This window comes from Aquabacterium sp. (assembly GCF_014378415.1).
In the GTDB taxonomy this organism is placed as follows: Bacteria; Pseudomonadota; Gammaproteobacteria; order Burkholderiales; family Burkholderiaceae_C; genus Aquabacterium.
This window is the reverse complement of sequence record NZ_JACMNS010000109.1, coordinates 1-18266: the sequence shown is the minus strand read 5'-3', so window position 1 is coordinate 18266 and position 18266 is coordinate 1. Positions and strand designations below refer to the sequence as shown.

General features: G+C 61.4%; 14 protein-coding genes and 4 pseudogenes. 11 read left to right on the top strand and 7 right to left on the bottom strand.

Going from position 1 to position 18266, the window contains the following annotated elements; translation table 11 throughout:
- Together H7225_RS10030 and H7225_RS10025 are read left to right on the top strand one after the other, a co-directional pair.
- Nucleotides 1-295: pseudogene (locus tag H7225_RS10030) on the top strand (hypothetical protein); the annotation flags it as partial.
- A gap of 443 nt (nt 296-738) precedes the next feature.
- Nucleotides 739-1026, top strand: a pseudogene (locus tag H7225_RS10025) (ATP-binding protein); the annotation flags it as partial.
- A 493-nt stretch (nt 1027-1519) separates the two neighbouring features.
- Here H7225_RS10025 and H7225_RS10020 read toward each other — a convergent pair.
- Nucleotides 1520-3088 carry an aromatic amino acid ammonia-lyase gene (locus H7225_RS10020; protein ID WP_290661391.1) on the bottom strand — a complete coding sequence of 523 codons (1569 nt, stop codon included), beginning with the start codon at nt 3086-3088 and terminating at the stop codon, nt 1520-1522.
- A 237-nt stretch (nt 3089-3325) separates the two neighbouring features.
- Between H7225_RS10020 and pyp the strand changes: the two genes are divergently transcribed.
- The 4 genes and pseudogenes from pyp to H7225_RS10000 all read left to right on the top strand — a co-directional run bounded on the left by pyp (nt 3326) and on the right by H7225_RS10000 (nt 6621).
- On the top strand, nt 3326-3718 hold the full coding sequence (gene pyp, locus H7225_RS10015) for a photoactive yellow protein (protein WP_290661389.1): 393 nt from the start codon (nt 3326-3328) through the stop codon (nt 3716-3718).
- A 5-nt stretch (nt 3719-3723) separates the two neighbouring features.
- Nucleotides 3724-4983, top strand: coding sequence for a 4-coumarate--CoA ligase (gene pcl, locus H7225_RS10010; protein WP_290661387.1), 1260 nt, complete (start codon nt 3724-3726; stop codon nt 4981-4983).
- 745 nt (nt 4984-5728) lie between these two features.
- Nucleotides 5729-6334: pseudogene (locus H7225_RS10005) on the top strand (type VI secretion system amidase effector protein Tae4).
- On the top strand, nt 6331-6621 hold the full coding sequence (locus H7225_RS10000; protein ID WP_290661385.1) for a hypothetical protein: 291 nt from the start codon (nt 6331-6333) through the stop codon (nt 6619-6621). The pseudogene H7225_RS10005 and the gene H7225_RS10000 overlap by 4 nt, the downstream one beginning before the upstream one ends.
- A gap of 59 nt (nt 6622-6680) precedes the next feature.
- Here H7225_RS10000 and H7225_RS09995 read toward each other — a convergent pair whose 3' ends face one another.
- The 4 genes from H7225_RS09995 to H7225_RS09980 form a co-directional block, all read right to left on the bottom strand.
- Entirely contained in the window at nt 6681-7886 is a 1206-nt protein-coding gene (locus H7225_RS09995; RefSeq protein ID WP_290661393.1) for an ATP-binding protein, read from the bottom strand.
- 272 nt (nt 7887-8158) lie between these two features.
- A complete protein-coding gene (locus H7225_RS09990) occupies nt 8159-9433 on the bottom strand; it encodes a type II toxin-antitoxin system HipA family toxin (protein WP_290661383.1) in 1275 nt (424 codons plus the stop codon).
- Nucleotides 9430-9684 (bottom strand): helix-turn-helix transcriptional regulator, encoded by a 255-nt coding sequence (locus H7225_RS09985; RefSeq protein ID WP_290661382.1) that lies wholly within the window; start codon nt 9682-9684, stop codon nt 9430-9432. The genes H7225_RS09990 and H7225_RS09985 overlap by 4 nt, the downstream gene beginning before the upstream one ends.
- 78 nt (nt 9685-9762) lie before the next feature.
- Nucleotides 9763-10785, bottom strand: a complete 1023-nt coding sequence (locus tag H7225_RS09980) for an AraC family transcriptional regulator (RefSeq protein ID WP_290661380.1) — start codon at nt 10783-10785, stop codon at nt 9763-9765.
- A 133-nt stretch (nt 10786-10918) separates the two neighbouring features.
- Here H7225_RS09980 and H7225_RS09975 point away from each other — a divergent pair, with 133 nt between their 5' ends.
- Together H7225_RS09975 and H7225_RS09970 are read left to right on the top strand one after the other, a co-directional pair.
- The gene (locus H7225_RS09975) at nt 10919-13399 is read left to right on the top strand and encodes an alpha/beta hydrolase fold domain-containing protein (RefSeq protein ID WP_290661378.1); all 2481 of its coding nucleotides are present in this window, start codon (nt 10919-10921) and stop codon (nt 13397-13399) included.
- Between the two features lie 46 nt (nt 13400-13445).
- Entirely contained in the window at nt 13446-14363 is a 918-nt protein-coding gene (locus H7225_RS09970; RefSeq protein ID WP_290661376.1) for an alpha/beta hydrolase, read from the top strand.
- A 22-nt stretch (nt 14364-14385) separates the two neighbouring features.
- Here the strand turns inward: H7225_RS09970 and H7225_RS09965 are convergent, their stop codons facing one another.
- Nucleotides 14386-16722, bottom strand: coding sequence for a GGDEF domain-containing protein (locus tag H7225_RS09965; protein ID WP_290661374.1), 2337 nt, complete (start codon nt 16720-16722; stop codon nt 14386-14388).
- A gap of 136 nt (nt 16723-16858) precedes the next feature.
- Nucleotides 16859-17071 carry a hypothetical protein gene (locus tag H7225_RS09960; protein WP_290661372.1) on the bottom strand — a complete coding sequence of 71 codons (213 nt, stop codon included), beginning with the start codon at nt 17069-17071 and terminating at the stop codon, nt 16859-16861.
- Nucleotides 17072-17364: 293 nt separating this feature from the next.
- On the opposite strand from H7225_RS09960, the gene H7225_RS09955 reads away from it, so the two are divergent.
- From H7225_RS09955 to H7225_RS09945, 3 genes and pseudogenes are all read left to right on the top strand, one after another.
- Nucleotides 17365-17574, top strand: coding sequence for a hypothetical protein (locus H7225_RS09955; RefSeq protein ID WP_290661370.1), 210 nt, complete (start codon nt 17365-17367; stop codon nt 17572-17574).
- Between the two features lie 16 nt (nt 17575-17590).
- Nucleotides 17591-17941, top strand: a complete 351-nt coding sequence (locus H7225_RS09950; protein WP_290661368.1) for an RNA-binding protein — start codon at nt 17591-17593, stop codon at nt 17939-17941.
- 184 nt (nt 17942-18125) lie between these two features.
- Nucleotides 18126-18266, top strand: a pseudogene (locus tag H7225_RS09945) (DUF1304 family protein); the annotation flags it as partial.

The window sequence follows — 18266 nt, the reverse complement described above, 5'->3', positions numbered from 1 at the left end:
GATGAGCGAGAACCCCGGTTTGATCCCGGCCGATGTGGACGTGGCCGAAGCGCAGCGCGACATGGCCCAGTTCGACGCGCTGCGGCCGCACATTGCCAGGCTGACCAAGCTGCTGGGCCGCGCTGAAGACTCCGAGATGGCCTTGGGCAGCGCCGCCATGGTCACCGCCTTGGAGGGCTACGCCTTGTTGAAGGTGCTGGGCAAGGGTTCTGGCCTGGACGCCCTGCGCCGCGACATGTCCGTCCGCTCCAACCGCAAGGCGCGCGCCACGGAAAGCCCGGCACAAGCCGCCTGAAGCCCGGCCCGCAAGTTAGCAAAGCCCCGTTCGCGGGGCTTTTTTCATGGGGCTTCGGGTGTGCGGGCCTTGCGCGCAAGGCTTTTCTGCTTGCGGCCAAGGCTCGGGCACCCGGCGCTTGGGGTTCAAAGGCTTGCGCAGCAAGGCTCAAAAAGCCGACGTTGGGGATGCAAAGCCTTGCGCGCAAGACTTAAAGCTCGGCGCTTGGGCCTCAGATGGGCAAAGTGCAAGGCTCAAGTGCCTTGCGGGCGGGGTTCGGAGGCTCGTCGGGTGCTCAAGCTGCCTTGCGCGGCACCGTGCAGCACGCGGGACATGGGATTACTCCGCGCATCTCTAGGCAACGAATGCCGTTACATTCGTGACAAACAAGAGCAAGGAGGCTAACGGCTGTGCTTGCGCCTTGTTCCGGGATGGAAACAGAAGGGCAAGCACCTCAGGACACTATTGGGTACTTGTCGTACTCCAACCGTCATGTCGACTTGCTGTTTGAGTTGATCAGTCGGCGCTACGAACAAAAGAGCACGGTGCTCACCACCAATAGGCCGTTCAAGGAATGGCACGAGGTGTTTCCCAATGCGGCCTGCGTGGTCTCGCTGATCGACCGCCTGGTGCCCCGCTGTGAAATGGTGGCCATTGAGGGCCAGTCCTATCGCATCAAAGAGGCCAAAGCACGTGCCGACGCGAAGGCCGCCACGCGCTCGCTGGCCAACCCCAGGAAGAAGAAATCATGAAGCACCGCAGTAAGTGCAAGTGCACGCCCAAGCACGACGACCGGGGGCCAAGATCAAGGCGCCCATCATGGACGCAGGACTTGCCACCGTACTGGACGCCAGCGGAAGCCTGCGCCGTGTATGAACTGCTCGATGACTTGATGATGCTGATCTGGCGCCGATATGGGGACCAGATTCAGCTGGCCATGCACGTAGATCGGGTCACACACACTCGGCGCCACTCCTGCCAAGTTAGCGGTGGCGAGCCGTTTTGACGGACGGCTGACGCACCTGTACCAGTGGGACACAGGGCGATGGCCTCCGGCTCTTGACGGCCATTTTCGGGTACTGGCCAAGGGCCGCTTTGGCGGCTGCCGCTTCCACACGTTACAACTCCCCCATCCTGGAAGTCAGCAGTCTTTGCACTGAGCGTTGGATGTCACTCCAAGTCACCACTTCCCCCCACGTGCTTCGCGCACTCAAGAAGGCGCGAGCTCGCCTTGATCCGTTGCGGTCATCGATCGGTCTGCGCTGGGGGCGAGTCGTCGCCATAAGGACGCCAACGGCCTTCGCGCATTCCGCTCAGCAATCTCTGCAGATCACCATCGAGCGCACGGTCCTCTTCGACGAAGCCGATCGCGTTGCAAAGCTCATCGAACATCGACGACAGTGACGGCGTCAGGTGCAGCGGCGTCAGGCGCTGGCGCAACGCCAGCGCCTGACGAGCCGCGATCAGCATTGCCGCGCCCACTTGCTCGCTCAGCTCGAGCACCCGCAAGCAGTCCCTCGCAGCGATGGTGCCCATGCTGACCTTGTCCTGGTTGTGGCACTCGGTCGATCGCGAGAAGACCGAGGCAGGCATCGTCCCCTTCAGCGCTTCAGCCGTCCACGCAGATACGCTGATCTGCAGCGCCTTCAAGCCATGGTTGATCGTCGCCCGCTCGCCCACCGCGCCAGACAGGTTTGGTGGCAGCCCGTGGTTGAAGCGCGCATCGACTATCAAGGCCAGCTGGCGGTCGAGCAGATCAGCAATGTTCGCGACCAAGGTCTTGAGCGCGTCCATTGCGAACGCGATGTGGCCACCGTAGAAGTGGCCGCCGTGCAGCACACGGCCGTTCTCCGCGTCGATCAGCGGGTTGTCGTTGGCGCTGTTGAGCTCGTTCTCGATCTGCTGGCGCAGGAACGGCAGCGCATCTTCGAGCACACCGATCACATGCGGGGCGCAGCGCAGCGAGTAGCGGTCTTGCAGCCGTGAATCGTTGCGCGAAGGCTTTTCGCTCGCAAGGTCTGCGCGCAGTCGGGCCGCCACTCGCTGCTGCCCTGGGTGGGGCTTGGCGGCAAAGAGGGTTTCGTCGAAGTGGTGAGCGTTGCCGACGCTGGCGACCACGTTGAGCGCGGTGATCCTTGTGGCCAGCCGACCCAGGTTGTCGGCGCGCTGCCATGCAAGGCAGGCCAGCGCAGTCATCACTGCGGTGCCGTTCATCAGCGCCAGGCCCTCCTTGGGCCGCAGTCGCAGCGGCTGCAGCCCGACAGCCGCCAGCGCCTCGGCCGCCGACACCCGGCGTCCGTCGAACAGTACATCGCGCTCCCCGCAAAGCACTGCAGCAAGGTAGGAAAGCGGTGTCAGGTCGCCGCTGGCACCGACCGATCCCTCGGCGGGAATTAACGGCAGGATGTCGTGCCGGAGAAGTGCTGCAAGTTGCTCTAGCAGCGCGACCCCGACCCCTGACATCCCGTAACACAGCGATGCCAGCCGCGCAGCCAACACCGCACGCGTCTCGGCTGGATCGAGGTAGCGGCCAGCGCCGATGCCGTGATACGTGTACAGCCGGTGCGGCAGTTCTGACACAAGGTGCGGCGGTACAACCACCGTGCACGAATCCCCGTACCCGGTGGTGACGCCATAGATGACGCCATCCTCGGCCAACAGCCGGGCGACGAAATCAGCGCCGGCTTGGATCCGAGCACGGAACTTCGGATCGTCGCTAAGCAACGCGCCCCGGCGGCGGCCAGCGAGGTCAGCGATGTCCTCGACACACAGCGGGCGACCGCCGAATACCACCGGTTTTGCAGTGTCATGCATGGCAATTTGGTCACGCGGCGTTGGCCACTTTGATCCACAACGGTTTAAAGTCTTCAGTATTGACTTCCAGCGTTCAGATCGATTCATTGAATTGACCCGAAAAGAAGGCCTTTCAGGCTCAAGTCTCGACTGCATACGACCGATAAATAGCTCATCTGCTGTTTTCGACGAGATTGGATCAAGCTCCGAGCGCGGCAGTCGCCCAACCCATAATTTCCTCAAAAAGGATATCTGCGCATGACCACCGATACACTGAAAACTGTTTCCTTCGGCAAGGCCGACGTCGAAAACGAGCTGTCGAAGATGAACGATGCGCAGCTCAACAAGCTGGCCTTCGGAGCCATCGAGCTCGACGCCGCAGGCAAGATCCTCAAGTACAACGCCATCGAAGGCGAGATCACCGGCCGCGACCCCAAGGCCGTCATCGGAAAGAACTTCTTCACCGAAGTCGCGCCCTGCACGAACCGTCCCGAGTTCAAAGGTGTATTCGACGCTGGCGTTCGGGCGAAGAACCTGAACACCATGTTCGAGTACGTCTTCGACCATCAGATGAAGCCCACCAAGGTCAAGATTCACATGAAGCAGGCGATCCTGGGGCAGTCGTTCTGGGTATTCGTCAAGCGCGCCTAAGCGTCATGCCCGTCGATCTGACTCAGGCCGAGCCACTGTCATGGCATAGGCGGCAGAGCGCGCTGGCGCGCTTCGTCGCCGACCTCGTTGCCCACGAGTTGTCGCATCTGCGACCGGGCGGCGTGCAATTGCCCGAGCGGCCGTGGCCGTCCGAGCTGGCGATCGACGAGCAGGGGCTCGGTCTTGACTCGCTGGAGCGCCTTTCCATTGCCTCGGCGCTCAGTGAGGCACTTCATCTGCACGAGAGCGGGATTGAAGACCTGCTGTTGGCACGGCGGCGCTTTGGACAGTGGCTGGAGGTGGCCGCTGAAGGCTTGGCCGCGTTCGACGCTCGACTGACCTTCCGTACCTCGGGCAGCAGCGGGGTCGCCAAGGCGTGTCCCCATGAGCTGGCGAATCTGCTGCAAGAGGTTGAGCATCTGGCCAGCCTCGTGCCGCACACCCGACGCGTTCTGGCCGCTGTTCCGGCACACCACATTTACGGATTCCTTTTCACGGTTCTGCTGCCGGACCGCTTGGGCTGTAACGAAGTGCTCGACATCCGGATGATGACGCCGGCGGTGGTGGCGTCATTCTTGCAACCGGGCGACTTGGTGGTCAGTCACCCTGCGCATTGGTCGATCCTGGCGCGACACGCGGTGCGGTTACCACACGGCGTGCAAGGCATTACGTCAACGGCGCCATGCCCTGACCTTCTGGCGCGACGTCTTGAGGACTTGGGGCTCGCGACGTTGACGCAGGTCTACGGAAGTTCGGAAACAGCCGGCATTGGCACCCGGACTGCGGCCGGTGCCCCGTTTCGCCTGATGCCGTACTGGTCGCGCGACCCTCAGGTGGAGCCTCGACTGATGCGTGCCGGGAAAGATGGATCCATCTGTCCGCATGGCATCCAGGACCGACTGGAGTGGATGGATGATCGGCAGTTCAGGGTTTGCGGCCGCTTGGATGAAGCAGTTCAGGTAGGTGGCAACAACGTCTTTCCGTCGCGGGTGCGGCAGGTGTTGCTTGACCACCCACAGGTGAGTGATGTGGTGGTGCGCATGATGACGGCTGAAGAGGGATCGCGGCTGAAGGCCTTTGTGGTGCCGACTCCGGGCACTGACCCTACCGCGCTGCGAGCAGATCTATGGCGTTGGTCCGAGTCGCACCTGAGCGCGCCTGAGCGGCCGAAAGCCTTCAAGATCGGCGACGAATTGCCCCGCAATGTCATGGGCAAGCTGTCGGACTGGCCGCTGGACGTAGCGCACAACGCTGCCCAGCTCTGAAACCCTTGTCGAGCTGCGAGACACGCGAGGCATCCAAGCGGGATTGTCTGTGGCACGCCTCGACAGCGATGATCGCCCGAGGCGCTGCACCCGTCTTTCGCGCGGGTCGGTACCGCCGCTGCGGCTTGCGTAGGCGCATTCATCCGTCCACATTGTGGTTCCGTTCGCGGCGATTCTCGGTGCGTCGCACGGGCCAACGCCCTGGACGACGTCGACCGCGAGGCGGTATTCGGCTGTCGGCTTTGGGGCAGCAATTCCCGTGCGTCGAAGGTCGGCTCAGGGTCGGTAGTGATCGGCCGCTACGCGCAGCCCAGTGGCCGCAGCACATCCCAAACCTGTCGCCGAAACTGCAGTCGGCCCTAGTCCGATCAAAAACCGCGCCCAAAAGCCATCTAAGCGCGGTTTTCAGAAGCCACTAACAACCCTGATCGCCGGCCAGAGTTTGTCAACGACATCGGACGGCTGAGCCTCCAGCCCGGCCGACTCCAGCGCCAACCAGGTCGCCCACGCAATCAATGCTGGCTACCCTGGGGTCAAGTCCGACGTGCGCATCACCTATGACGAACAAACGCGACTTGAGGTCGTCGGCGACACGGCCGTGCTGGTGGGCTTGCCCTGGTTCGTCAAAACCTTGTCCGGCCAGACCCGCTCGGGCCGCTTGGACCAAAGCGGTGAATTGCCCCGCATCGTGACCGCCTCAGAAGAAGAGTACGAAGTGTTCTGGGGTGAAGATGCCCTGTTGCTGATGGAGGGCCACTGGGATGGCCACCACGCTCAAGCAACAAGCGAAGGTGCGCACCAACGCCACGCCCCAATCCATCTGCGCCATTCAGGTCACCCCCATCAAATTCGCAGACCTTTGGGCCGCCTATCCAAAGGAGCGCGACCCATACCGAGACGCCAGGGCAAGGTGCCTGCAGGTTTTGACAACCAGTGCGCCATACGGGTGAGTTCGGCCCTTCACCATGTCGGCGTCACGATGAAATCATTCAACGGCGCCACGGTGCCGCTGCATGGTCAGCGGGCAGCCATGCGAGCCGAAGAATTCACGGCGTGGCTGAAGCTGCAACCCTTTTGTGGTCTGCCAAGCAAGCCGCAGAGCATCACAGGGGCCGACTGACAGCAAAAAATCAAAGGCAAGACGGGCATCATCTTCTTCAAAGACTATTGGGCCCGGGACGGCCAGGTCAGCCATGCCTCAGGCGATCATGTGGACTTTTGGAACAAGGATCGGTTGACGCCTGGCTTTGCCAGCTTCATGCGTTTTACCTTGGGCTTGAGCGCCAGCGGCATCTTGGGTTTTTCTGATCTGGGCAAGGCAAAGGAGATCCTGTTTTGGGAAGTCAAGTGACAGCTCGCATCAAACCTGCGGGCCTTTTCTTTCTGGCCGGCATCGTCTTCGTGGTGCTTGTAGACAGACTCGCGACGGTGGCCTGCAATGGCACCTGCCCCGCCTGGTTCGCCGGGCTGGAGATGGCGCAGTTGCTGTTTCCCTTGGCCTGGGCCATCGTCGGATTCTCAGCGCCGTCAGGCCGACGCGCACTGTGGCTGTTGTTCACGGCGGTGTGCTCCAGCGCCATCGCATACGCCTTGCATGTTCAAACGTTGCATTTCACGATGGGCGCCGTCAGCGGCTGAATCGCCTTTGACCGCCCTGCAGCGCAACTGCCGGTCTTTGGCTTGGTTGTCGCGCCCCATCAGTGCTTCATCCCCAAGGCCTCATTGCGCAGAAAGGGCAGCGCGCCGTAGCGGCCTTGCAAGTAACCGCGCTCCAGCGCTTCATGCTTACGCGGGCTGAAGTCGAGCAAGGGGTACAGCGATGAACTCTGATCTGGTCGCTTTTCAACAAACCAGATCTGATCTCGGCGGAACAGGCCATGGGCATCAAGCAACGAGGTGTCGTTTGTGGTGAAGACGAGCTGCGCCCCCCCAGTATTGACTTCAGGCCGGTGGAACAAGCGCACCAAAGCCTGCACCAGCAAGGTGTGAAGGCTGGTGTCCAGCTCATCCACCACCAGCGTGAGCCCCTTGCTGAGGATGTCCAGTATTGGCCCCGTCAGGAACAGCAGATTGCGGGTGCCACTGGACTCGTCCATCAGGTCAAAAACGGCCTTGCCATGCTCGGTGACGTGGTGGAACTTCACTTCGGCCACTTCCTGCTTGGTGACCACCTCGATGTCGGCGATGCGGATGTCGGCGGCGCGCAGAAAATCGCAGATGGCCGCGCGCGGGGCTTCTTGCTTGAGCCTCTGCACCGAGAAATCCGGGACCAACGGCGTGTGCTCGTTGACGATGACCAGGTGATTAGCAAACCAATCGAACACGGGCCGCAAAGCCTCGCTGTTGAGCTGAACGGCCATTGACAGGAACAAGGCATTCGGCCGGGTGGCCCCTTCCCACAGGTTCTTGGCGCCCTTCAAGCCGGAGCCAAATTCATAGACATCCTTGCCACTGTCGACATCGAAGTGGCGCACGAACCAGCGTTGGGGCTTGAATGCCTTGTAGACCAGCAATTGCTCGCTGACGATGCGTTGCGTGTTCATGGCGAAGCCGTACTGATAGCGCACGCCATCGATGACGAAAGTGACCTCGAACTCCGTTGGCTGGCTGAGGGATGTGGCGTCCAACTTGAAAGGCTGGAGCTGGGTGAAAGTCTGCCCCGGCTGCAAGGCCGCTGATCCCATGACCACGCCACGCATGTACTGCAGGCCCTTGATGAGGTTGGACTTGCCGCTGGCGTTGGCGCCGTACACCACCGCGCTCTTGAGCACATGCGGAGCAGCCTTGAGGCCGGTGTCCAGGGCATGGGTGTCAAGCAAGGTCTTGTCGGTGGACGCCACCAGGCTGAGCACCTGCTCGTCACGCAGGCTGCGAAAGTTCTTGGTGCGGAACTCGACGAGCATTGCATTCACATCTTATTTAAATAAAGATAAATTATGCATTCTTCATGCGAATAAATTGATTATTTTACAAGGCGTCCATGATTTCGATCTCCGCCGGGCCACGCCAAGCCCGGCGCCCGCCGCTTAAATCCCGGCCCCCAAGGTACCCAAGCCCCGTTCGGGGGGCTTTTTTCATGGGGCTCCGGGTGTGCGGGCCTTGCGCGCAAGGCTCAAAGCCCGCAGCCCTCGCTCAGCGCTTACCCAATAGCGGGGACCGGCCTATCTTGTTCGTTTCAATCTTTTGCTTGGGTGGCGCCGCGCCAATCGCCCATCGCATACACGCGTTGATCTCGCAAGCCCTGCACGCCTTCCGCCCAAGCCATCAGCATGCGCTTGCCGATGTCATTGAACCCGCTGTGCTGGGCCATGGCTTGCCGCACCTGCGGGCCCACATCGGCCACGGCATCACTGATCGCTTCCACCATCTGCGCCTGCTCTTTGGGCTGAATGCCAAAGTTGGCCGCCATGAACTTCTGCAGGTTCTTGCCAGGCGTCCAGGTCTTCTTGCCCATGAACTCGATGGCCGGTGGGTTGTGCTGAAACCCTGCGTACACGCTGGTGGTCAGCATGTCGTAGGCAGGCGAGAGGTGCGCATCAGCCCGGCTGGTGTACAGCAGCGCCAGGTTCTTCGCATGGCAATCGGCATTGCGCAGGGCGTAGGTCAGCAGCAAGGTGGTGGCCAGTTGCCTGAAGGTCTCAAGCCTTCGCTCGGCAGGCACGTGGTCACGCACGGCCTTGGCAATGCGCTCCCAGGTGGTGTCGTACTTGGCGGCAGGCCGCAGGCCCAGCAGGGAACAGAAATCTTCCATGCCTGAGCAGGGCTGGCCCTGCTCGTCCACATCGAAGCGGTGCACCACCAGAGCCTGCCCGTCGCTTGAAACTTCGGTCTTGGCCGTGGGCATCACCCTTGATGCCACTTGCATGCAAAGGTGCTCGTTCAAGGCCACAAAAGGCAGTTGCTGGCTGGAGCCCTTGATGATGTGCCGCCGCGTGATCAGGCTGGCTTTCTTGTGCGCGGCCAATGGCGAATCTGACTGAGCAGCAGCTTCTTCAGCCGCGTCCAGGAATTTAGGCACCACGCCAGACACACCGCTGGTGGCATGCTGTCGGACCAGTTCGGCAAAAGCCTTTTCAGAGTTGTCGCCCTTCAGCAGCGCAGCCACCTCGATGGGTTTGGCCGGTTGGTTCAGCGCCGCACCTGGGGCGGCCACCTGGATGCGCCCCACCATGTTGCGGCCGATGACAGACAGCAAGGCAATCGGGCTGGCGCCAATGTGCGGCCCAAACTGCTCTTGCAGCACCTGCAGCAGGTAGCCCTCGGGCAGGTTCATCTGCAGCACGGGCGGCAGTTGGTCATCCCACAGGTAAGACTCTGTTCGCACCGGCATCGTGAGGGAGACAAAGTCGTCAGGCGCCGTGTTGGCGTGGTAGCTCAGCACGCTTTTGAAATCGCCCGATTGCTCCAGCACGGCTACATCGCGGCCCATGACGTAAACCGAGAGCTTCATGCCTGGTTGCGCTCACGGCGCAGTTCATCCAGCGTGCCAGCCTGGCCGGTAGGGATGATGTCGAGCTCCATGCGCAGCACGGACAGAACGGCCAGAAGTTTGCGGGCGCCGAACTCTGCGCCACGCCCCCGCTCGAAGCGGGACAAGGATTCGGGGGTGATGCCGGCCTGTTCGGCCACCACCTGCTGACGCAGGTTCAGCGCTTTGCGGCGCTCGGCGACGGCCTCGCCCAGTTCTTGGAGGGTTTGCATTTGATATTTATATCAAGATTTGCCATGAATGGGAAATTACTTGACGTAAAAATCAAATCGTCACCTTGCGGCCCGGGCTCAGAAGCCGGACTTCCGCCCCAGGCTTGGCGCAACACCAAACCACCGCTTGTAGGCCTGAGAAAAACTGGACAGGTCGCTGAAGCCCATCCGCTCAGCGATCTGGGTGAGCGACAGCGTGTCATCCGCCAGCAAGTCATTGGCCTGGCGGCCACGCACTTCGGCCAGCAGCACCCTGTACGACACGCCTTCATCCTGGAGCCGCCGCTTCAAGGTCCTGTCGCTGAGGCCCAGCGTGCGCGCGGCCTGGCGCAGATCCGGCGCCAGGTTGAGGGGCGCGGTGGCCAGGTACTGGCGCACGCATTCGGCCGCACCCAAGCGGGCGCGGCGGCGTTCCATCAATTCCTCACAGGCTCTTTCGCACATGGCCACCGTGACCGGATTGGCTTGAGGCAGCCGCAGGCTCAGGAGCTTGCTGTCGAATGACAAGCTGTTGCTGGCCGCACCAAACTCAGGGCGGACACCGCACATGCGGGGATGGTTGGCCAGCAAGGCGGCACCGGGCTGCAAGGCGTGCTTGAGCGTGAACCGAGACAAGGTGAACTCCGCGCCCAGCGTCTCCTTCATCAGCCGTGAAGCCGCTGCCACATCGCGCTCAACCAAGAAGCGCTGGACCGCGGGCTCCACGTCCGGGGCCTCGAAGGTGACGGTGCACATCTCACCGTCCAGGCCGCCAGAAATCCGGCAGAAGGCAAACGTGAGGGGGATGAAACGCAAGGCCAGCGCCAAGGCGTCGGCCGCTGTCGCGCTGCTGACCAGGCCCAGGCCCCACAAGCCGTATGACGCAAAGTTGTAGCGCATGCCCACTTCCAGCCCCAGCCCCGGCTGCCTGCACGCGCGGATGAGGTTGTGCACCACGCAAAGCTCCTGGCTGGCATCGAGCTCAATGGCGGGGTCGGCCAGATCGGCTTCCTTCAGCCGGGAGCGGGCCAGGATCTTTGAGACATCCAGCCCTTGCTCTTGGCCAAACTCAAGCAAAAGCCGAACGCTGGCGGCGCTGCGCCTGAAATTCCAAAAGCTCATGGCCGGTCGATCCCGTTGAATTGGCCCGAATCATAAAGTCTTTGTCCCCAGGCAACATTCTCAATCGCGGCGCTTTTGTGCATGATTGGCCCACATGGCGGCGGCCTTTCGCCGCAATTGCAGGTTTCAGAATATGCAAAGCACCGGCTTGAACACAGACAACCCCATCAACACGATCATCATCGGCTCCGGCTTCGCGGGGATCGGCATGGCGGTCGCATTGAAGAAGGCTGGCCTTGGCGAATTCATCATCCTTGAAAAGCGCCACGACGTGGGCGGCGTTTGGCGGGACAACACCTACCCGGGCGCGGCCTGCGATGTCCCCTCCCACCTGTACTCGTTTTCATTCGAGCCCAACCCGAACTGGTCGAGGGTGTTTGCACCCCAAGCCGAGATCCACCAGTACCTGAAGCATTGCGCCGAGAAGTACGGGCTGCTGCCATTCATCCGTTTTGGCTGTGAAGTGGCCCAAGCCGTTTACCACGAGGGGCTCGCGCTGTGGACCGTGACCTTGACCAGCGGCCAGGTCCTGCAAGCCCGGTTCCTGGTCACGGCCACAGGCCAGCTCAGCCGCCCCGTGTACCCCAAACTGAAAGGCATGGAAAGCTTTGAGGGGCACGTTTGCCACTCTGCCCACTGGGACCACAGCCACGACATGAAGGGCAAGCGCGTGGCGGTGATTGGCACGGGCGCTTCGGCCATCCAGTTCGTGCCTGCGATCGTGGACCGGGTGGATCAACTCACCGTCTTTCAACGCTCGGCCGCCTACATCCTGCCTCGTCCTGATGGCGCCTATGCGGGCTGGCGCAAGGCCTTGTTCAAAGCTGCCCCCTGGACGATGAAGCTGCACCGGGCCCGCATCTATTCGCAGTATGAAAGCCGCGCTGTGGGGTTCACCCGCGTCAAGGCGCTGATGGACTTGGCCGTGGGCCTGCCTTTCAAATCGCTGCTCCGCCGACAAGTGGCCGACCCCGGTCTGCGTGCGCGGCTCACGCCCGACTACCCCATTGGCTGCAAGCGCATCCTGCTGTCCAACGAGTACCTGGCCACGATGGCCAAGCCCAACGTGAAGGTGGTGACGGAAGGCATCCGAAGCATCACGACCGATGGCATCGAGACTGCGGACGGGCAGCACCACACCGTGGATGCGATTGTCTATGGCACGGGGTTCGCGGCCACCGAGTTCCTCGCGCCGATGACCATCACCGGGCGGGACGGCTTGAATCTGAACGAAGCCTGGCGCAAGGGCGCGCAGGCCTACCTGGGCATGACGGTGCCGGGCTTCCCCAACTTCTTCATGCTCTATGGGCCCAACACCAACTTGGGCCACAGCTCCATCATCTACATGCTCGAGAGCCAGATCGCGCATGCCTTGAGGTGCATGAAGGCAGCGCACAAGGCCGGCGCCAACGCGATCGAAGTCGATGCGGCACGCTATGCCAGCTTCAATGGCACCGTGCAAAAGCGATTGGCGGCCACGGTGTGGCAGGGTTGCAAAAGTTGGTACGTCGATGCCAACGGCCACAACAGCACGAACTGGCCTGGCTTCACCTTTGGGTACCGTTGGCTCACGCGGTATTCGTCGCTCAACGCGTACAACTTCATCGAGCCACATCGCGGCTCAGGGAATGTGATTCGGTTTGCTGAACCGCCGGGCGGGGTGGAATCACTCAGTGCCAGCACCTTGAAAGCCCTGTTGCGCATCACGTTCAAAGCCTTCATTCGTCCGCCGTTCGGGGTGGGCGCGCAGCGCTTCATCGTGAGCGCCTTGTCAAACCTCATGCCCAGCCACCGGCATGTGCACGTCGCACGGCATGACATCCATGGCGTCACCACAGAAGTGATCTCTCCAAAGCAGGCGCAAGTCAGGGGCGCCACCATCCTCTACCTGCATGGCGGCGGCTTCTGCACGGGCAGTGCCCGCACACACCGCAGTTTGACCACGCGCCTGGCCGCCACCGGCATGACGGTCTGGGTGCCGGAATACCGCTTGGCGCCTGAGCACCCACAGCCCGCCGCTGTCGAGGACGCACTGACCTGCTACCGCGCCTTGCTCAAGCAAGGCTTGGCAGCTCACCAGATCGTGGTTTGCGGGGATTCTGCCGGTGGCGGCTTGGCCCTCGCGCTGGCCCTGAAGCTGCGTGATGCAGGAGAGCCCATGCCCGCAGGGTTGATGCTGCTGTCGCCCTTCCTGGACAACACCCTGTCAGGCGAGACCATCCGGTCGGCTTCGAGGCTTGATCCCATGCTCAACGTGGCATGGCTTAAGCAGGCTGTGCATTGGTATGCGCCGGGTTTCAAAGGGCCACACTTGTTGGACGGCGATTTGCATGGGCTGCCTCCCATGCTGATTCAAGTGGGCGACCAGGAGATCCTCGAATCCGATGCAAGCAGGCTGAATGCGCGCGCCGCGCACTGCGGCGTGCCTTGCCGCCTGGAAATCTATTCAGGCCGTTGGCATGTGTTTCAACTTCAGGCGGCATTCCTGGCCTCTGCAGCCAACGCGGTGACACGCTTGGCCACCTTCGCCAGCCAAAGAACGCAGGCACAAACGCCTCACTTGGCGTGGCATGAGAGTGCCGGCGACCCGATCTCCAGGGCCATGGCGTTTTGACCATGCATGCTCCCTTTTCACATCGCATTACTTTCGGAACCCAACAGTGAAATCTCGCCGTTACCCTGACACCTCGCATGTGCGCCTTAGGGCGATCAAGTCCACCTTCATGGCCGAAGGGGCCCTCTGTGGCGCCACGCTCTATGTGCCAGCGGACACCGCGCCCGATCAGGAACTGCCCACCATCCTCATGCTCGGAGGTTGGGGCAGCATTCAAAGGGCCCTGACCTCATCGTTTGCCCACAGCTTTGTCGAAGCGGGCTTTGCCGTGATGGAGTTTGACTACCCCGGGTGGGGAGACAGTGGCGGCTTTCCCAGGCAGGGCATCGATCCATGGCGCCGCACACGCGTGGCAGATACCGCACTGGCGCACCTGAAATCGCAACCCATGGTGGCTGCCCATCAGATCACCCTTTGGGGCACGTCCTTCGGTGGCGGCCATGTGGTCGATCTGGCCTCTCAACATCCCGAACTGAAGGGCGCCATCATCCAGGTGCCTATGCTGGACGGCCTGACCGCCACGCTGGCCACGCCACCGCTGCGGCTCTTGAAGCTGGTGGCCCTTGGCGTGTGGGACTTGGTCAAACCTGGCGCACCCATTTACGTGCCGACGCTGGGCCGCGAAGGCGAGTTCGCCACCATGGACCGCGACGGGGCCTGGGAGGCCATGGAAGTCGCGCTAGCTGCCTGGAAAGACCGCAGCTATGACAACCGCGTTGCCGCGAGGTCCGTGCTGACCATGCCGTTCTACCGCCCCTGGCTGCGCCTGAAGGACGTGAAAATCCCGATGCTCATGATTGGTGCGACGGGCGACACGGTGGCGCCTTTTGTGGCCGACAAAGTCAAACGGGTCGGCAACCCCAATGTGCAGGTCATGCTGATCGACGCCAATCACTTTGACCCCTACTTCGATTCGCTGTTTCCAGAGGTCCTGGCACCGCAGTTGAAGTTCTTGGCCCGATAGGCGGTCATCGCCCTGGCCATCGCTAGATTTCGGCGATGCATTGATTGCGCCCAGCCTTTTTGGCTGCGTAGAGCGCGCGATCAGCGCGTTCCAATGAGTCTGCCCAACTCTCTCCAACGCGATGGTGAGCCAGACCCGCAGAGAAGGTGACGCGCAGTTCTGGGACTTGATTCGAAAGCTTGGCCTGGGCAACCGCCACCAGAAGGCGGTCAATGGGCATCTGAGACCCACCGGGCATGACGATCAGGAACTCTTCACCGCCCCACCGGCCCACCGTGTCTATGTCTCGAAAGGCGGGTTTTGCCAGGATGGCAAATCCAAGCAGCACCTCATCGCCAACCTGATGTCCATGGGTGTCATTGACCTGCTTGAAATGATCCAGGTCAATCAAGGCAACGCAGAAGCCAGGCAAGCCGATGCCACCGCGCATGGTTTCATGATCAAGGACTTCATGCAAATGCTGTCGGTTATACAGACCTGTCAACATGTCAATGGTCGTGAGTCGCTCGACTTCGGCGATGGCCAACTCAAGTTCTTTGCGTTCTGTGTGGTTCTTTTCGCGGGAGCGGGCGTAGTTGTATGACTGCCAGGTGAGCATCATCAAGACAGCGCAAGCTGTCGCCATGCTCAAGCCCTCTGATGCGGCATCGAATCCTGGCCCACCCCAGAAACTCATGCCGATCCAGGAAATAACCAGTATCACGATAACGGCTGTACCTGAGCCGCGGGCCTGTTGAGGCGAGAACGAAGGAAACCCGAATGCCTGCACCTGGCAAAGCACGCCCAACAACGCGCCCTTGCCAATCGGCGAAAAAAAGTGCGCTGCCACCAGCATCAAGTTGGCCCAGATGCATTGCTCCATCAAGAAGATGGGATCCTTGAAGCGCTTGGACCAGCCGCTTCGGATGATCGCCAGCGGTGCGACAGCCCCGATCGTCAGATGGCCCAACAAAACAAGTTCCAGCCAATGGGGAAACATGTGCTTCGGGATCGCATAAACGATGACGAAGAGAAGCCAGAAAACATACATGCCGGAGACAGCCGATGCCAGCTTCAGCAAAGTGCGCGTCTTTGGATCGTCGGTCCACAACAGCTTGGACAGCGGACTTGAAGTGGCATGGCTTGCGCTCCGCTCTGGCGGGGCAGCAGCAGGTGTCAGTGCAGGAAGCGGCCCTCTTTCTGGCAACGATGCATGCGCCCTTTCTCGCGAGGCGGCATGGTCTTCGCCATTGGCAAACTCAGGGCTGATTCGGTCTCTGCCTGCATGCTTGGCGTCGTACAAGGCCTGATCGGCCAGCGCCATCAGATCTTCGACGGCGCCATCGCGGTAGGTTGCCAGGCCCGCCGAAAACGTGACGCGCAGGCCAGGGTGCACGGCGTTCCAATCATGCTGGTGAATGGCCGCCCGTAGATCCTGCAAGCGGCGATAGGCCGAACGCCCGTCGGCCTCCGGCATCAGCACGACAAACTCCTCCCCACCCCAACGGGCCACTGTTTCGAATGGCTCGAACACCGATGAAGCGATCTCGGAAAAGCGTTTGAGTACGGCGTCTCCCACGGCGTGGCCGTGCTGATCATTCACACGTTTGAAGAAATCGATGTCCAGCATCCCCACCGTGAATGGCACACCAAAGCGTGCTGTCTTGCGGGCCTCCTGCTCCAGGCAGGCCAACATGTGCCGACGGTTGTAGAGCCCCGTCAATGTGTCATGGACGGACAGGAAGTTGAGGGTTTGAAGCGCTTTTTCCCGCTCCACGTTTTGCTGCTTGCGGCGCTTCACCAAGCTACGCGCGTGGGTGGAAACCATGGCCAGCGTCGGAAGCAGCAATGCCAGGCAGCCGAGGTTCAACAACTCATCGATCAGCTTGGGCCCGTTCGGGTGCGCCACCCAAATGCTGATGGAGTTGGCGAGCTGGAGCACGGTCGCTGCAGCGATGACGAACCTCACTTGCTTCACGGGCAAGCGACGCATGTCGAAGACCACGATCACGGCCAGCCACATGAAGGCCACCCCTCGGCTGATTTCAATCAGGTGATACGACAGTGCGACAACCACCACGCTGAACAACACCTGTGGAAGGACCACCAATGGGTCGCGCCACCGAAGTGTGAGCCCTGACCAGATCAATCCCGCAAAGGCACCAAGGCCACCTGCCATCACAACCGCAATCGAATGCGCTCGCTCTATCGGGAACAGGTTGAGCCACGCGCCGGCATAAAGCACGAGCAGCGCCAGCACGTAGCTTGGCAACGTCAGAACAAACCGGCGCATCGCCCGGCCGAGCACTGTTGACGAAGAAGCTTGAATGCCGCTTTCGTCAAGCTCCGCGCGAAGGGTGGCGGGAGCGGCTGTCAACACGGCGCAACCGAAGTGAGCGGCTCGACCACGCGTTCGACATCAGCGCAACTCGGCGAATCATTCATCCGTGTGTTTACGTCTTCGCGCGCTGTTTATGAAATGCCGCAGCTGAACGAATTGAAAAGACGACAACTTTTCACGAAACAACGATGGGCGAGAAGTTTGAAACCTTTCTCCAAGTCAGCGCGAGCAATTGGTACTCGTCGATCAGATCCAGCCGGTCCAACTCGGTCGCGAGCTTGCCGCTACCGAGGAGTACGCCGTCTGGCGTCGCGTCCTTGAGCTTTTGTACGCCCATGCGCAGGTCGCAGGTGACGCGGCCCCACAGCATCGTGCCGACCTCGTCCATGCGGCGGGTGAAGAAAGCGTGTGTCTCGTCGTCGGCGATGCCTTCCTGGTGGTCGACGCAGCTGGCCCTGTTTCGACACCGCTTGCCTGCCCTTGGTGATACCATTCGCCCTCGCGCAGCACGGCGACACCTTTCCCAAAGGCTGCAACTCGTCCATGCTGACCGCGTTTTGCGACACCTCGTCGCCCTTTTGGTCTGCCGAGCTACAGCCAATCGAGCCTCTCGTGCTCACGCAGCTTGATTCAAGCCTGAGCGCCCCCTGATTGAACAATATTTCAAACATCGCCATTTCCATGGGCAAGTACGTCGTTTCGCCCACGACACACCAGACCGACTGCGGCCGCTTCCGCGCCTCCTTCGCGGTCCGTCGCTCACAGGGCAACGGGAGCTACGCCCGTGTGTTCCGTTTTGACAGAACCTTTGCCTCGCGCGAAGCTGCCCGGCTCTTTGCCGTCACCCAGGGCTGGCTGGAAACGTGCCTGCCGCATCCCTCCACCTGCTGACCAGAAAGGCTCCTCCATGAGCAGCAAGATTTACGTGGGCAACCTGCCCTACTCCGTGACTGATTCCAGCCTGAAAGACAACTTCGCCGCGTTTGGCAGCGTTTCCTCCGCCAAGGTCATGATGGACCGGGAAACCGGCAACTCCAAAGGCTTCGGGTTTGTGGAAATGGCCTCTGCTGAAGCTGCCCAGGCCGCCATCACCGCGCTGCACGGCATGTCCGTTGATGGGCGCTCGATTGTCGTGAGCCTGGCGCGTCCCCGCGAAGAAGGTGGTGGCTCGGGCGGCAACAGCGCGGTTGGCTACAGTTCAGCCAAGCGTTCGGACGTTGGATATGGCACGGGTGGCCACGGTGGCGGTCGCTACTGAACCCAGTCGGTTTTTTTTCGTCCCCACGTGGCCGAAGTGCAGCACGACATGGCCCAGTTTGACGCGCTGCGCCCGCACATTGCCAGGCTGACCACGCTGCTGGACCGCGCTGAAGACTCCGAGATGGCCTTGGGCAGCGACGCCATGGTCACCGCCTTGGAGGGCTACGCCCTGTTGAAGGTGCTACAACGGTTTTCTGGTCGCGGGGTTGGTGTGGGGCCTGTTTCTGGGCGCCGCCGGGCACGATATCAAGGTTTTCTTCCTGGGCTGCGTGATTGTGGCCGGGGTGTTTGGCGCTGCCACGGTCAGCCGCAAGATCTTCTTC

Bases quoted from the DNA above. Each gene is read 5' to 3' on its own strand.
- H7225_RS09955 (WP_290661370.1), top strand. From the start codon at position 17,365: ATGGGCAAGTACGTCGTTTCGCCCACGACACACCAGACCGACTGCGGC.
- H7225_RS09980 (WP_290661380.1), bottom strand. From the start codon at position 10,785: ATGAGCTTTTGGAATTTCAGGCGCAGCGCCGCCAGCGTTCGGCTTTTG.
- pyp (WP_290661389.1), top strand. From the start codon at position 3,326: ATGACCACCGATACACTGAAAACTGTTTCCTTCGGCAAGGCCGACGTC.
- H7225_RS09995 (WP_290661393.1), bottom strand. From the start codon at position 7,886: ATGCTCGTCGAGTTCCGCACCAAGAACTTTCGCAGCCTGCGTGACGAG.
- H7225_RS09950 (WP_290661368.1), top strand. From the start codon at position 17,591: ATGAGCAGCAAGATTTACGTGGGCAACCTGCCCTACTCCGTGACTGAT.
- H7225_RS09960 (WP_290661372.1), bottom strand. From the start codon at position 17,071: ATGGACGAGGTCGGCACGATGCTGTGGGGCCGCGTCACCTGCGACCTG.
- pcl (WP_290661387.1), top strand. From the start codon at position 3,724: ATGCCCGTCGATCTGACTCAGGCCGAGCCACTGTCATGGCATAGGCGG.
- H7225_RS09985 (WP_290661382.1), bottom strand. From the start codon at position 9,684: ATGCAAACCCTCCAAGAACTGGGCGAGGCCGTCGCCGAGCGCCGCAAA.
- H7225_RS09975 (WP_290661378.1), top strand. From the start codon at position 10,919: ATGCAAAGCACCGGCTTGAACACAGACAACCCCATCAACACGATCATC.
- H7225_RS09990 (WP_290661383.1), bottom strand. From the start codon at position 9,433: ATGAAGCTCTCGGTTTACGTCATGGGCCGCGATGTAGCCGTGCTGGAG.
- H7225_RS10020 (WP_290661391.1), bottom strand. From the start codon at position 3,088: ATGCATGACACTGCAAAACCGGTGGTATTCGGCGGTCGCCCGCTGTGT.